Source organism: Actinoplanes subglobosus, assembly GCF_042650585.1.
Lineage (GTDB): Bacteria > Actinomycetota > Actinomycetes > Mycobacteriales > Micromonosporaceae > Actinoplanes > Actinoplanes subglobosus.
On the sequence record NZ_JBHSBL010000035.1, the window covers coordinates 94,800 to 109,595 of the forward strand.

Here is a 14,796-nt window from a genome sequence, read left to right on the forward strand (position 1 = left end):
CTACTCGTAGCGGCGGGAAGCCGCCCGACGTGCCATCTGCTGCCGCACGTCCAACTCGTCGGCCCATGCGCGGCGGACGGGCGCGTTGTTTCCCCGCGACTCCTCCGCCGGCTCCACGGCCGCGCGCACCTGGTGCTGCTGGCCCTCGTCTCCGGAGCGCCCGGACGAGGCGGACAGACCACGCGAATACGAACCGGGATAGCCGACGGCCGGCACCCCCGACATCCCGTCGAGTGAGGCGCCCGGCTCGTAGCCGAGGTCGGCCGGATCGGTCGAGACGATCGGCGCGTAGCCTCCCGTGAGCGGCATGCCGGCCGGCCTGAACCCACCGGTCACCGGCGCGGCAGCAGGTGTGAACCCGTCACCGGTCTGATATCCATCGGAGCCGGACCGGTAGGACCGCTCCGCGGAAGGCGACCCGAAGCCTCCACCCCGCGCACCGACAAAACCGGAGCCGGAGACATGGCCAGACCCGGAGACATGGCCAGACCCGGAGACATGGCCAGACCCGGAGACACGGCCGGGGCCCGAGGCGGAACGCTCTCCAGAGGCGGAGACGTAAACGCCCTGCTCCCCGGAGCGAGATCGGGACTCCCCACCAGGCGGCCGGGAGAACGCCGGCCCGAACCCGTTACCCCGCTCCGGCGCCCGAAGCACAGCGGTCCGCTCAACCGGCGGATCCTCGACCGGCGTGACCATGGCGGCCGGCCGCAGCACGGAGGACCGGGACGACGCGCCCTCCCCGGCGACCGGACGCGGCACGATCGCCCCCGCGACCAGGTCGTTGAACTTGACCATGAGCGCCACTGTGACCGGCAGGACGACCACCCCCCACCAGCTGACCAGTTCGGCCAGGGCGAGCAGGACACCGAGAACCACGGCACCCTCGAGAAACACGAAGCAGAGCAGACCGCTGGGCGCGAGATGGCGCAGTCGCAGCATCCGGGCGTAGAGCGGCAGGGCGCGCCGGACAGGCGCGGAGGAGCGGGTCATCGGGCGCCTCCGTCGCGGCGGGCGGCGGCGATCGCGAAGACGGTCTGCTCCAGCGCGTAGCCGCGGTCCTCGGCGCCACCCTTGACGGCGGCGTTGCAGTCGGCGGCGGCTCGCATCGCGTCGACCAGGCCCTCCGGGGTCCAGCCGCGGCTGCGCTGCTGCGCCTTCTCGATCTTCCAGGCGGGCATGCCGAGGCTGCTGGCCAGCTGGTACGGATTACCGCGCCCCGCCGAAGCCACACGCGCCACGGTCCGCACCCCGTCGGCCAGGGCGTCCGCGATCGGCACCGGGTCGACGCCCACGTGCAGGGCCCAGCGCAGCGCCTCGAGCGCGCCGGGCAGGTCGCCGACCATCGCGGCGTCGGCGACCGCGAAGCCGGTGACCTCGGCACGGCCCTTGTAGTACCGCGCGACCACCGCCTCGGTGATCTTGCCATCGGTGTCGGCGAGCAGCTGGGAGCAGGCGGCGGCGATCTCCCGCAGATCGTTGCCGACGGCCTGGAGCAGCGCGGACGCCGCGGAGTCGTCGCACCGGCCGCCGTTGCGGCGGAACTCGTTGCGGACGAACGCGATCCGCTCGGAGTCCTTCTTCAGCTTCATCACCGGCACGACGGTGGCGCCGGCGGCACGCAGCCCGTCGGCGAACGCCTTGCCCTTGGCCCCGCCCACATGAGTGACGACCAGGGTGACCTCGGGGTCGGGGCTCTTCGCATAGGCGAGCAGCGCGGCGGTGAGATCCTTACGCGCATCCTGACCGCTTCTGATCACCAGGACGCGGCGGCCACCGAAGAGTGACGGGCTCAGCATCTCGGCGACCTCGCCGGCCGCCAGGTTGCCGCCCTCATACTCCCGGACGTCGGCGCCCGGGTCGGCCGCCCGCGCAGCCTCGACCGCCTCGGCGACGGCACGGGCGGCGAGCAGCTCCTCATCGCCTTGGACGAGCAGCAACGAGGGGGGTGGCGCGGCATTCACGTGCAACATCGTCGCACGGAGGACCGACAGTTCCGCGAGCCTCACTCGTTAGCGCAGACCGCTGATCACCGAACGCGAAACCAGACATATCGGCAACCGAACATGCTCAGCCCGCCGTAAAGTCGCTTGTCCCAGGTCGAACAGGCCCTTCCCCGATTCGTGCTATAAGCGTCCAATCGAGGATGATCCGGGATATAATCTGCCGACGCTGATCCCTCACCCGGGCGTGTCATCATCGGCTCCGCGTGCCGCCACCGCGAGGCCGCCATCGACCACGATCGCCGCCACGTCCCCCGACTCGTCGGTGCGCAGGATCCGCGCCCCACCCTGGGCGATCCGCCCGAGCAGCATCGCGTTCGGATGCCCGTAATCGTTGTCCCGCCCCACCGACACGAGCGCCACCGCCGGGTCCACCGCGTCCACCAGTGCGACCGACTGGAACGCGCTGCCGTGATGCGCCACCTTCAGCACGTCCGCCCGCAGAGCCGGCGCCCCGAGCGCGGTCACGAGGTCCTCCTGCTCCTCGGTCTCGGCGTCGCCGAGCAGCAGCACCGACCGGCCACCGGCGACGGCCCGCAGGATCAGGGAGTTGTTGTTCGGGTCGGAGTTGGTGCCACGCATCGGTGTGATCGGCCCGAGAACCTCCAGACCCAGACCACCCACCGGGTACGCCCACCCGGCCCCCACCGTCTGCACAGCGATCCCGGCCGCGGCCGCCGCGTCCTCCACCGAGGCCCGCCCGCCGGCCGGCTCCGCCCAGTCCGGGCCGATGACCGCACCCACCTCCCGCCCCCGGAACACCCCGGCGACCCCACCGATGTGGTCGGCGTGGAAGTGACTGACCACCAGGATCGCCACCTCCTCGACACCGAGTCGTCGCAGGCACCGGTCGACGGCGTCCGGCTCGGGCCCGGCGTCGACGACCACGGCCCGCCCGGGTCCGGCCGCCAGCACCACGGCGTCGCCCTGTCCGACCGCACACGCGACCACGAGCCAGCCCGGTGGCGGCCAGCCGGACGCGAGCAACCGGACCGGCAGGGCGCCGAGCATCGCGCCGAGGGCGATCACGGTGGCCAGACGGCGCACGACCACCCGCCGGGCCGCCACCAGGAACGCCACGGTCAGCACCGCGAGCAGCACCCCGCCTGCGGCGCCGCCCGGCCACGGCAGCGCTCCGGCCGGCACCCGCGCCCCGGTGTGGGCGACGAGCACCAGCCACTCGGTGGGCCAGTGCCCGGCCCAGGCGGCGAACTCGGCGCCCGCCGGCCAGAACGGCGAGAGCACCGCCGACCCGACACCGAACAGCGTGGCCGGGGCGATCGCCGGGACCGCGACCAGGTTGGCCGGCACGGCGATCAGGCTGACCGTGCCGGAGATGGCCGCGACGACGGGTCCGCAGGCGACCTGGGCCGCCGCCGGCACGGCCAGCGCCTCGGCGACCCCGGCCGGGAAGCCGCGGCGGCGCAGCCCGTCGCGCCAGACCGGAGCGATCAGCAGCAGACCGGCCGTGGCCATCACCGAGAGCGCGAACCCGGCGTCCGCGGCGAGCTCCGGATCGACGACGAGGAGCACCGCCGCGCCCGCGGCCAACGCCGGAACCGCTGCCCGGCTGCGCCCGCTCGCCAGCCCGATCAGCCCGATCGCGCCCATCGCGGCGGCCCGGATCACGCTCGGCGACGGCCGGGCCAGGATGACGAACCCGGCCAGCGCGATCGCACACAGCACCGCGCAGAGCACCGGCCCGGCCCGGAGCCGCCGCACGACGAAGAGCACCACCCCCAGGACGATTGCCACGTTGGTGCCTGAAACGGCCGTCAAGTGGGTGAGGCCGGTGGTCCGGAAGTCCTCCTCCAGGGCCGGGTCCAGGCGGCTCGTGTCGCCCACCACCAGCCCGGGGAGCAGCCCGCCGGAGTCGTCCGGCAGCGGCTCGCAGGCCCGCTGGAGGCCGGTCCGCAGCACCCCGGCGGCCCGCTGCGCCCAGGACGGCCGGCCGAGCAGACGGGGTGGCTTCCGCGCCGACAACGCGGCGGCCCGCAGGTCGCCCGGCCGTGGTGGCATGAGCCGCCCGGTCGCCGCGACCCGCTGACCCGGAAGCAGTCCCCGCCAGCCCGGGTCGGCGCCGAGCACCAGCGCCCGCGCGGACAGCCGGACCGGCGCGGCGTCCTCGGCCGTCACCGACTCCAGATCGACGGCGACCAGGTAGGTGGGTGGCCCCGCGGACCCGGCCAGCGGCCGCGGGTCGTCCCGGACGACCAGCTCCACCTGGACGGTCGCACCCGCCCCGACCAGCCCGGCCAGTGCCGGAGCCTCCCGGACCGAGACGCGCGCCGCCGTCGCGACGGCTCCGCACCCCACTCCGAGCGCCACGGCCACCCCGATCCACCGCGCGGCCCCGGCCCACCAGGCCCCGGTGCCCGCGGAGGCCCGGCGCACGGCGGCGACCAGGAATCCGGCGGACACCAGGCCCGCGCCGCCGGTGACGAGTCCCCAGCCGGCCGACAGGTGCAAAGCCCCCAGCGCGGCCAGCCAGAGGCCCACCGTGAACCCGGCCAGCCGCAGATCGGGCACCCTCCGCGACTCGGGCACCTTCCCCGGCCCCCGCACGTCCGGGGCCATCAGACCGTCACCAGGTCTTTGAGCTGCTCATACCGGGAGTCACCGATCCCATCGACCTTCCGCAGGTCGGTGATCGCCCGGAAACCGCCCTGTGCGTCCCGCGCGTCCAGGATCCGCTGCGCGAGCACCGGCCCCACCCCTGGCAGCGAGTCGAGTTGGGAGAGGGTCGCCGTGTTGAGATTGACCACCCCGCCGGCGGCACCGGGGGTGGCGGCGACCCCGGCGGTGGCGCCGGGTGGCGGGGTGACCCCGACCATGATGAGCTCGCCGTCGACGACCTTGCGGGCGAGATTGAGGGGTGCCACGTCGACCCCGGGCTGCGCGCCACCGGCCGCCTCCAGCGCGTCCGCCACCCGGGACCCGGTCGCCAGCCGCACCAGCCCCGGCTTCCGCACCTTGCCGCCGACCGCGACCACGAGCTCACCGGCGACGGGACCGGATGCGGGAGCCCGGCTCGCACCGGCCACCCCGGAAGCCGTGGCAGCGGCATCGGACACGACCTCGTCGACCCGCGGCCGAGACCTCCAGGCCAGGAACCCCGCCACCAGCACGACCACGACCGCCACGGCGGCCATCGCCCGCACGCCCGGCCGTCCCGGGTCAAAGGCGTGCAGCCACTGCCGCCGCCCACCGCCGAACGCCCCTTCCCCACTGAGCCCGCCCTCGGCCGGGGTCGCGGCGGAGTCCCACGGATAGCCCGAAGACGCCCGCGAACCGCCGCCGGCCCGACCGGAACGCCCGCCGTCCCCTAAAGGGGAGACATCGTCCTCCTCGGCTGACCACGCGGGAATGATGTCCGCCCAGTCCAGCGGCCCCTCCGCGGGATCGACCCGCCCGCCCGCGCCCCGATCGAGCACCGCCCGGAGGCGCGCTCCCACGACGTCACCGCTATCCTTCGCCTCTCGCACGGCCCGACCGTAGGAACCTGATCGCTCCCCCGCTCGCGGCCCTGTGGACGAACCAGCGTTGTGGACAACCCCCGAAGGACCGCATGTGACCCGAGAGCAGGCGATATCCCGGTTACGGGCAGCCGGGTGCGTGTTCGCCGAGGACGAGGCGGACGTGCTGATCGAGGCGGCCGCCGCCGGTGCCCCGCTGCCCGTGCTGGTGGAGCGCCGGGCCGCGGGCGAGCCCCTGGAGCAGGTCGTCGGATACGCCGACTTCTGCGGTGTCCGGGTCCGTCTGCGCCCCGGAGTCTTCGTCCCCCGGGTCCGCAGCGAGCTCCTGGTCCGCCTGGCCCTCGCCGAGATCCGCCCGGACGCCCTGGTCGTGGACCTGTGCTGCGGTTCCGGAGCGCTGGGCCTGGCCGTCCGCCACCGGGCGCCCGGCATCACCCTGCACGCCGCCGACGTGGACCCGGCGGCGGTCGCCTGTGCCAGGGACAACCTGCTGGCAAACGTTCATCACGGCGACCTCTTCGGGGCCCTCCCGGCATCTCTGCTCGGCCGGATCGACCTCCTCCTGGCCAACGTTCCGTACGTGGCCACGCCGCACCTCCCGTTCCTTCCCGCCGAGGCCCGCGACCACGAGCCCCGCACGGCCCTGGACGGTGGTGACGACGGCCTGGCCGTGTTCCGCGAGGTGGCGGCCGGCGCCCGCGACTGGCTGGCGCCCGGCGGCGTCCTGATCTCGGAGATCTCCGAGGCGCAGGCCCCGGTGGCGTCGACGATCGCCGATGGGAACGGATTGACGGCCGCCGTCGTCACCGACGATGATCTCGACGCCCGCGCGATCCTGGCGCGCCGGCCTCGATGACCCGACGAGAATCCCCGAGGACACCGTGGGCCTGCTGCGTAGGATCGCCCGCGCCCGGCTGGCCGGACGAGTGCTCCGGCGCCTGCGCCGCGCCGGTGTCCGGGACGCCCGGTACTTCTCCGGGCCGTTCGAGGTCCGGTTCACCGCACCGGGCGACGTCGAGCCCACGATCCTCCCGCTCGCCCCGCTGCTGGGCCGCCGGAAGGATCTGCGGCACCTGATCGTCGCCGCCGCGCCCGGCTGGGACGCCGCCGCTCCCCTGCTGCGCCCGGTGCTGCGCGGTGCCGCTCCGGGAGCACCGTTGAGCCGCCCGGTCCTGCCGTTCCTGTCGGAGTTCGCGGTGGTCGATCAGCCGGACACGATGACCTATGTGACACCGGCGCAGGCGGCCACGTGGGCAGTGCCCGCCGACGAGATCTTCGCGAGAGCCCGTGCCAATCTGACCGGCGCGGTCCTGCACGGCGTGGCCAGTGGCCCGGTGATCGTGCGGTTCGTCGACGACGGCAACGCGTACTGGACGTCACACCTGCTGCTCCAGGGCTGGCTGGCCCGCCTGTCCGGCCAGGTCGGCGGCACCCCGGTCGCGTTCGCCCCGGAACGCGGAACGCTCCTGGTCACCGCGGACGACAGCCCGATCCTGGTGGCGCTGTTCGCCGAGGCGGAGACGATCTTCGTCACCTCGCCGCACCCGCTGAGCCCGATGGCCTACCGCAGCGGCGACGACGGCTGCACGGTCCCCTACTCCGCGCCGCCGGGCCACCCGCTGCACCAGACGGTCCGCCGCGCCGAACGTCTCCTGGCCATGCACGAATACCACCGGCAGCCCCCGGACCCGTCCCTCCCGTCGGCCCGCCTCCAGCTGCTCGGCGACGCCTCCGAGGGCTGGCGCACCCGCGCCGTCTGGCCGCAGGACACCCCGACGCTTCTCCCGGAGGCCGACGAGGTACAGGCCGGCGACCGCACCATCCCCTGGGCGGCGCTCGCCCCGCACCTCACCCCCACCACGCACACCCCGGTCCGCTGGCGGGCCTCCGGTTGGCCGCGTTAGATCATGATTTGGTACGGCCACGAAGAGCACCGTGGCCACACCGCGAGGCACCCGCCACCTCCCGGCCGAAACGCGACCGCCGGGCCGGATGCGACCCTCACCAGGATCGACCCCCGCCGTGGAGACGGGACCTGGCGTGAATCTACCGAGGTCAGGCGTAGTACCCCTGCGCGCACGGGACCGATGGGTGCGGTCGGGGACAGACGCTAATCCCGTACCCCAACGCGTTTATGGACGACGACCCCCGCCAGACCCGGACCGGTGTGTGCCGCGACCACCGCACCCACCTCGGTGAGATAGCAATCGCGCAAGCGATCGCCGAGCCGGGCGCGAAGATCCTCGACCAGCGCCGCCGCCCGGTCCGGCGTGCCCAGATGATGCACCGCGACGTCGGCCTCGCCGTCACCGGCCGCCTCGACGGCGAGGTCGACGAGCCGGGTGAGGGCCCGCCCCGCCGTCCGGACCTTGTCACGGACGACGACCGCGCCATTTTCCACATGCAGGATCGGCTTGACCGACAGCGCCGTTCCGAGCAGCGCCTCAGCGGCACCGATGCGGCCGCCGCGACGCAGGAACTCGAGCGTGTCGACATAGAAGAGGGTGGTCACCGCGGCGGCGTTGTCGACGGCGGCCCGGGTGACCGTCTCCAGATCGTGGCCCTGGCGCGCGGCGGCCGCGGCCGCGAGCGCCGGGAAGCCGAGGCCCATCGCGGCGGTCCCGCTGTCGACCACCCGGACCCGGGGGCCGACCTCGGCCGCGGCGAGTTGCGCGGCCTCGTAGGTGCCGGACAGCTTGGCGGACAGGTGCACCGAGACGACACCGTCGGCGCCCGCGTCGAGCAGACGGCGGTACTCCTCGGCGAACTGGGAGGGTGCCGGCCGGGACGTGCTGACGGCGGCCCGGCGCGCGGTGAGCGCCCGGGCCACCTCGGCCGGGGAGACCTCGAGGCCCTCCAGCCCGCCCCAGCCGTTGATCACGACGGTGAGAGGCACGATGGTCAGCTCATACGTGCCGTTCAGTTCGCCCGGCAGGTACGCGGTGGAGTCGGTGACTACCGCGATGGTCATGGAGGCAAGGTACTTGATTCAGATGTGCGTCAGCTGGGGGCCACCGAGGAGACCACGAACGGTTTGCCCTGCATGCACGTGGTCATCAGCCCCGGCTCGGACTTGCCCACCACGGTGACCTCGGCGCCGGGCTGCAGGGAGGCACGCAGAGTGGTGTCGTCGGTGATGAGCAGGTGGTCGCCGGTGCCGTCCTTCAGGAGCAGGCAGTTCGGCTCGACGCCGGCGGTCACGGTGCCGGTGAGGGTGGTCTCGCCGGGGAGGGCGGAGACCGTCGGGGCCGCGGGGGACGCGACGGCGGACTCGGGGATCGGGCCGCCGGCGTCGATGGGGGTCTGAGTGTTGTTCGCGCAGCCGGCGGAAAGCGCCAGGAGCAGCGCGGCGGGGACGACGGTTCTACGGATCAGCATGATGTTCCGACGTTACCGGACATATCCGGGTTCCCTACACTGCCGGCGGGGCCGGGCGCTCGGCCAGGACCCCGACGTTGTAGGACGCCATCTGCCAGCCACGGGCCTCGTCGTGGGTCAGCTCCACCCAGTGACAGTTCTGCAGCGCGCGCAGGGTGCGCAGCTGCTCACGCTGCCAGCCGAGCAGGTGACCGACACCCGAGCGGGCCGCGGCGCCGTGGGTGGCGACGACGACGGTGCCGCCCGGCGGGGCCAGGCGGGCCGCGTCCTGCAGGGCGTCGCAGACCCGCTTGCCGAGGTCGTCGAGGGTCTCCACGCCACCGCCGATGACGTCCTGACCGGCGGTCCAGCGGGCGTGCTCGTCGGGCCGGCCGGCGGCGACCTCGGCCATGGTGAGGCCCTGCCACTCGCCGAAGTGCCGCTCGCGGAGACGCTCGTCGGTGCTGATGGCCAGGCCGGTCAGCGCGGCGAGCGCGGCCGCGGTGTCGAAGGCCCGGCTCAGGTCACTGGCGACGATCGCCGCCGGCTGGAGGCGGACCAGCAGCTCAGCGGCGTCGACGGCCTGACGGCGGCCGAGGTCGTTGAGCGGCACGTCGGTCTGCCCCTGCACGCGGGAACCCGCGTTCCAGTCGGTGTTGCCGTGCCGCCAGACGATGAGGCGCGTCACGGCGCCTCGGCGCCGGCCTCGGCCAGGTCCCGGTCGACGAACGGGATGATGGGGCAGTCCTTCCACAGGCGGTCGAGGGCGTAGAACTCGCGCTCCTCGTCGTGCTGGACGTGCACCACGATGTCGACGAAGTCGAGGAGCACCCAGCGGCCCTGCTGGTGGCCCTCACGGCGCTCGGGTTTCGCCTTCTCCGGGAGGTTGAGCAGCGCCTCCTCGATGGCGTCGACGACGGCCATGACCTGGCGCTCGTTGGAGGCCGAGGCGATGACGAAGGCGTCGGTGATGTAGAGCTGCTCGCCGACGTCGATGACGGAGATGTCGTGCGCCTTCTTGTCCGCGGCGGCCTGTGCGGCCGTCAGGGCTAGTTCGAGAGCGCGTTCGGTGACGGGCAAAAGAGGGTCCCCTCGGTCGGGTTACAGGACATCAAGCGTCTCACACCGGTCCGGCAATACCCGAGTCCCGATACAGGCCCCGCTTGTTGATGTACTGCACGACACCGTCGGGTACCAGGTACCAGACCGGTAGACCGGCCGCCACCCGATTACGGCAGTCGCTCGAGGATATGGCCATGGCCGGGACCTCGACGAGGGTCACGCTGTCGGCCGGCAGGTGCTCGTTCGACAACTCGAAGCCGGGCCGGGTGACGCCGATGAAGTGGGCCAGGCCGAGCATCGTGAGCGCGTCCTTCCACGACATGATCCGGGCCAGGGCGTCCGCTCCGGTGATGAAGTAGAGCTCCGCCGACTGCCCGTAGACGGCCCGCATGTCACGCAGCGTGTCGACGGTATAGGTGGGGCCGTCCCGGTCGATGTCGGCGCGGCTCACGTGGAACCGTGGATTCGAGGCGGTGGCGACGACGGTCATCAGGTAGCGGTCCTCGGCGGGCGAGACGCGGCCCTTCTCGTACGGCTGGCCGGTGGGGACGAACATCACCTCGTCCAGGTCGAATCGGGCCTGGACCTCGCTCGCCGCGACCAGGTGACCGTGATGGACGGGGTCGAACGTGCCACCCATGATTCCCACACGCCGTCCGGACATTCGAGAAGGGTAGCTTTTGTTCCGATCAACGGGTGGAGGGCGGGCGGTCGGATGGAGATCAGCCGTCCAGGCGGCGACGGACGGCGGTCAGCAGGTCGCCCGCGGTGAACGGCTTCTCCAGCAGGGCCACCCCCGGATCCAGGGTGCCCTGGGAGGCGAGGACCGGCTGGGCGTAACCGGACATGTAGAGCACCCGTGTGCCGGGCCGGGCGACGACCAGCCGCTCGGCCAGTTCCTTGCCCAGCATGCCGGGCATCACCACGTCACTGACCAGCAGGTCGATCTCGCCCTCGTGGTGGGCGGCCAGTTCCAGCGCCTGCGCTCCGCCCTCGGCCAGCAGCACCCGGTATCCGGCACCGGTGAGGATCCGCCCCGCCACGTCCCGTAGCGCGTCCTCGTCCTCGGCGACCAGCAGGGTCTCGCCGCGGGCGTCGACGGCGGCCGGCTCGACGGCGGTCTCCGGAGCACCGGCCGCGGCACCGGCCGGCAGCAGCACGGTGATCGTGGTGCCGAGCCCGACCTCGCTGGTCAGCGCAACCTCGCCACCGGCCTGGGTGACGATGCCGTAGACCGTGGCCAGGCCCAGTCCGGTGCCCTCGCCGCTGCCCTTGGTGGTGTAGAACGGCTCGAAGGCGCGCTCGGCCACGTCGGCCGGCATGCCCCGCCCGGAGTCGCAGACCCGCAGCCGGACCCGGGCGTCGAGCAGCGCGGTGTCGACGACGAGCTGGCCGCCGGAGGGCATCGCGTCCCGGGCGTTCAGGGCCAGGTTGACCAGCATCTGCTCGATCTGGCCGGGGTCACACGTGACCGTCGGCAGGTCCGGACCGGGCCGGAAGATCAGGTTGATGTGCTCGCCGAGGGTACGCCGCAACAGCTCCTGCGACTGCGTGACGAGGGAGTTCAGGTCGACCGGCTCGGGGCGGACCACCTCACGGCGGGCGAAGGCGAGCAGCTGATGGGTGAGGTCGGTGCCGCGTTTACCGGCCCGGATCACCTGCTTGGCGTCGGAGGCGATCATCGCGACGTCCGGCTCGTCCGCCTCCGCCTCCTCGATGACGAAGTTCGCGTAGTTGAGGATCACGCCGAGCATGTTGTTGAAGTCGTGGGCGATGCCGCCGGCCAGCTGGCCCAGGCTCTCCAGGCGCTGGTTGCGGTGTGCCTGCGCCTCGGCGCGCAGCCGCTCCTTCTCCTGGTCGGCGAGCACCCGCTCGGTGATGTCCCGGACGACGGCGACGGCCACCCGGCCCCGGGCGGTCTCGACCAGGGTGGTGGAGGACTCGCAGGGGAACTCGGTGCCGTCCCGGCGCCGGGCGGTGGTCACGATCCGGCCGATCGAACCGGACTCCGCCTCGGCGATCAGGCGCTGCCGCTCCGGGAGGAGCGCGCGGGAGTCGTCGGTGAGGAGCACCTCGACGGACTGGCCGACGAGTTCGGTCACGGGCCAGCCGTACATCTGCCCGGCACGGTCGTTGGCCAGGACGATCCGGCCACTGTCCAGGACCAGGATCGCGTCCGGCGCGGCCTGCAGCAGGCCGCTGGACAGCTCCTCGGACCACTCCACGCATCCACCCCCGTAGCCCACAGGCTACGAGGACCGCACGGGCACGGGGGTGGAGACGGGCGAATCCGGTCAGTCGCGCACGGCCAGCGCCCGGCGCATGTCGTCGTCGAAGTCCTGGACCACCCGGTGCAGGATCTGGTCCAGGCCGGGGGTGGCCAGCAGGTCCGCGGCGAGCTGCCGGGTGGCCGTCGAGACGGCCACCGAGGGGTAGGCCATCGTCGCGATGTGCTCGGCGCTCATCCCGCCCCGGATCCGCATCATCTCCGGCATGTCGGCGAAGTACCGCTTCACGTACGGCTCCAGCAGGTCCACCTGCTCGGGCTGCCAGAAGCCGGCGGCGGTGCGCTCGGCCAGGCGGTTGGAGAGCGTGGCGTCACCGACGATCGCGGTCCAGGCGGCCTCCTTGGCCGCGGCGTCCGGACGGGCGGCCCGGCACACGGCGGCCCACTGCTGGCCGGTGGCGCTGCGGTCCCGGGCGAGCTCCGCCTCGATCTCGGCGGCATCGGCCTCGCCGAGCACCGCCAGGCGGGCGAGGATGAGCCAGCGCAGGTCGGCGTCGACGGCGAGGCCGTCCGGCACGCCCTCGCCGGCCAGCCAGCCGCGCAGCCGGGCCGTGTCGACAGTGGTGTTGATCAGGCCGCGGGCCGCGACCAGCTGCCGTGGGTCGCCGGGGCCGGTGACCGCGAGCAGCCGGTCGGCGGCCTGGGCGAGGAGCTCGAGGACGGCCGGGCGGCTCTCCGGTCCGGCATAGCGGTCGACCAGGCCCCGGGTGGCGCGCAGCACGTCCTCGACGACGGCGGCCTCGGTCTCCACCGGCAGTGCGGCCAGGACCAGGGTGGCCAGCTCGGCGACCGGGCGTTCGCCGTCGACCACGGCGTCCAGGGTGGCGGCCCAGATCACGGCGCGGGCCAGCGGGTCGGCCAGGTGCGGAAGCAACAGCGGCACGGCGGCGGCCGAGTCGTCGTCGAGACGGATCTTCGCGTACGTCAGATCGCCCTCGTTGAGCAGCAGGAGGTCCGCGACGGGTTTCCCGGCCAGGCCGGTCAGCACGGTACGCCCGGACGCCTCCACCTCCACGTCGAGGCGCTCCCGCAGCACCACCCCGCCGTCCGGCACCCGGTCGTAGAGGCCGACGCCGATCCGGTGCGGCCGCAGTGTGGGGTGCTCCTCCGGGGCGGTCTGCACCACGGCCACCTCGGCGTAGGCCGCCCCGTCCCGGGTGATCTCGGCGCGCAGCGTGTTGACCCCGGCACGGCGCAGCCACACCTCGGCCCAGCCGGAGAGGTCGCGGCCGCTCGCCCGGGACAGGGCTCCGAGCAGGTCGGCCAGGGTGGCGTTGCCGTAGGCGTGTGCCTCGAAGTGGGCGTTCAGCCCGGTCAGGAACGCGTCGTCACCGAGCCAGGCGACGAGTTGCTTGAGGACGGCGGCGCCCTTCGCGTACGAGATGCCGTCGAAGTTGAGAAGCGCCTGCCCGGTGTCGTCGACCTCGGACGGTGCGACCGGATGGGTGGAGGGGCGCTGGTCGGCGCGTAGTCCCCACGCCTTGCGCTGCATCGCGAAGGTGGTCCACGCGTCGGAGAAGCGGGTGGCCTCGGCGGTGACGCGGGAGCCCAGGAACTCGGCGAACGACTCGTTCAGCCACAGGTCGTCCCACCAGGCCATGGTGACCAGGTCACCGAACCACATGTGCGCCATCTCGTGGGCGATGATGTTGGCCCGCCGCTCCCGGTCGGTCTCGGTGACCGCCGAGCGCGGGATCAGCTCGTCCCGGAAGACGACGATGCCCGGGTACTCCATGGCACCGAAGTTGAACTCGGGTGCGAACGCCTGCTGGTAGTGGCCGAACGGGTAGCGGATCCGGAACATCTCGTGGAACCTGTCCAGCGACTGCCGGGTCAGCTCGAAGATCTCCGGCGCCTGCGCGTCCAGGTGCTCGGCGAGGGCGGCCCGGGCGTAGAGCGCCAGCGGGATGCCGTCGTGCTCGCTGGTGACCGCGTGGTACGGCCCGGCGATCAGGCTGGCCAGGTAGGTGGAGATGCGCTCGGTGGGCGCGAACTCCCACCGGCCACCGTCGCGGGAGACCAGCGCGCCGTTGGTGGCGACCAGCCACTCCTCGGGCGCGGTGACGCTGACCCGGAAGACCGCCTTCAGGTCGGGCTGGTCGAAACTGGGCAGCACCCGGCCGCCGTTGTTGATGAACAGGTGCTGGTAGAGGTAGGTGTTGCCGTCCGCCGGATCGAGGTAGCGGTGCAGACCCTCACCGTCGTTCGAGTACCGCATCAGGGCGTCGACGACGAGCGTGTTCTCCTCGGCCAGGCCGGTCAGCTCCAGCCGGGCGCCGGTGGCGGCCGCCGGGTCGACGGGCGCGCCGTTCAGCGTCATCGAGGCGACCTCGACCGGCTCGAACTCGAGGAAGGTCGCGGCGCCGGCCCGGGCGCGGAAGCGCACCACCGTGCGGGATCGGAAGGTGTCGCCGGAACCGGTCAGGTCCAGGTCGATGTGGTAGTCCTCGACATCGACGAGGGATGCTCGTTCGACGGCCTCGGCACGGGTCAGGGTCGGCATGACGACAATCATGCAGGTAGGGAGACGCGCCCGCGCGACGGGCAGGCTACTCTCGACGTCATGCGCGTCTCTCGTAGCGAGTGGTGGCTGCCCTGACGGGGCGGCTCA

13 protein-coding genes are annotated in these 14,796 nt (G+C 73.0%); 2 read left to right on the forward strand and 11 right to left on the reverse strand.

The window, feature by feature from the left end:
* The 4 genes from ACFO0C_RS46275 to ACFO0C_RS46290 form a co-directional block, all read right to left on the reverse strand.
* Positions 1-993 (reverse strand): hypothetical protein, encoded by a 993-nt coding sequence (locus ACFO0C_RS46275; protein WP_378073257.1) that lies wholly within the window; start codon positions 991-993, stop codon positions 1-3.
* On the reverse strand, positions 990-1,973 hold the full coding sequence (gene holA, locus ACFO0C_RS46280; protein WP_378073258.1) for a DNA polymerase III subunit delta: 984 nt from the start codon (positions 1,971-1,973) through the stop codon (positions 990-992). The genes ACFO0C_RS46275 and holA overlap by 4 nt, the downstream gene beginning before the upstream one ends.
* A gap of 207 nt (positions 1,974-2,180) precedes the next feature.
* Positions 2,181-4,580 (reverse strand): ComEC/Rec2 family competence protein, encoded by a 2,400-nt coding sequence (locus tag ACFO0C_RS46285; protein WP_378073259.1) that lies wholly within the window; start codon positions 4,578-4,580, stop codon positions 2,181-2,183.
* Positions 4,580-5,458 carry a helix-hairpin-helix domain-containing protein gene (locus tag ACFO0C_RS46290; protein ID WP_378073260.1) on the reverse strand — a complete coding sequence of 293 codons (879 nt, stop codon included), beginning with the start codon at positions 5,456-5,458 and terminating at the stop codon, positions 4,580-4,582. The genes ACFO0C_RS46285 and ACFO0C_RS46290 overlap by 1 nt, the downstream gene beginning before the upstream one ends.
* Before the next feature lie 115 nt (positions 5,459-5,573).
* On the opposite strand from ACFO0C_RS46290, the gene ACFO0C_RS46295 reads away from it, so the two are divergent.
* Both ACFO0C_RS46295 and ACFO0C_RS46300 read left to right on the forward strand, forming a co-directional pair.
* Positions 5,574-6,335 carry a putative protein N(5)-glutamine methyltransferase gene (locus tag ACFO0C_RS46295; protein ID WP_378073261.1) on the forward strand — a complete coding sequence of 254 codons (762 nt, stop codon included), beginning with the start codon at positions 5,574-5,576 and terminating at the stop codon, positions 6,333-6,335.
* A complete protein-coding gene (locus tag ACFO0C_RS46300; RefSeq protein ID WP_378073262.1) occupies positions 6,292-7,383 on the forward strand; it encodes a hypothetical protein in 1,092 nt (363 codons plus the stop codon). The genes ACFO0C_RS46295 and ACFO0C_RS46300 overlap by 44 nt, the downstream gene beginning before the upstream one ends.
* Positions 7,384-7,589: 206 nt before the next feature.
* Here the strand turns inward: ACFO0C_RS46300 and ACFO0C_RS46305 are convergent, their stop codons facing one another.
* The 7 genes from ACFO0C_RS46305 to pepN form a co-directional block, all read right to left on the reverse strand.
* Positions 7,590-8,450: a DegV family protein gene (locus ACFO0C_RS46305; RefSeq protein WP_378073263.1), complete on the reverse strand. Its 861-nt coding sequence runs from the start codon at positions 8,448-8,450 to the stop codon at positions 7,590-7,592.
* Positions 8,451-8,479: 29 nt separating this feature from the next.
* Positions 8,480-8,857 carry a hypothetical protein gene (locus ACFO0C_RS46310; RefSeq protein WP_378073264.1) on the reverse strand — a complete coding sequence of 126 codons (378 nt, stop codon included), beginning with the start codon at positions 8,855-8,857 and terminating at the stop codon, positions 8,480-8,482.
* Between the two features lie 34 nt (positions 8,858-8,891).
* Entirely contained in the window at positions 8,892-9,524 is a 633-nt protein-coding gene (locus ACFO0C_RS46315) for a histidine phosphatase family protein (protein WP_378073265.1), read from the reverse strand.
* Positions 9,521-9,916 (reverse strand): ribosome silencing factor, encoded by a 396-nt coding sequence (gene rsfS, locus ACFO0C_RS46320; protein ID WP_093621549.1) that lies wholly within the window; start codon positions 9,914-9,916, stop codon positions 9,521-9,523. Before rsfS ends, ACFO0C_RS46315 begins: the two co-directional genes overlap by 4 nt.
* Before the next feature lie 40 nt (positions 9,917-9,956).
* Complete coding sequence (nadD, locus tag ACFO0C_RS46325) at positions 9,957-10,562, reverse strand: nicotinate-nucleotide adenylyltransferase (RefSeq protein WP_378073266.1); 606 nt, start codon at positions 10,560-10,562, stop codon at positions 9,957-9,959.
* Positions 10,563-10,620: 58 nt separating this feature from the next.
* On the reverse strand, positions 10,621-12,123 hold the full coding sequence (locus ACFO0C_RS46330) for a hybrid sensor histidine kinase/response regulator (protein WP_378073267.1): 1,503 nt from the start codon (positions 12,121-12,123) through the stop codon (positions 10,621-10,623).
* Between the two features lie 69 nt (positions 12,124-12,192).
* The gene (pepN, locus tag ACFO0C_RS46335; RefSeq protein WP_378073268.1) at positions 12,193-14,688 is read right to left on the reverse strand and encodes an aminopeptidase N; all 2,496 of its coding nucleotides are present in this window, start codon (positions 14,686-14,688) and stop codon (positions 12,193-12,195) included.
* Positions 14,689-14,796: the final 108 nt, after the last annotated feature.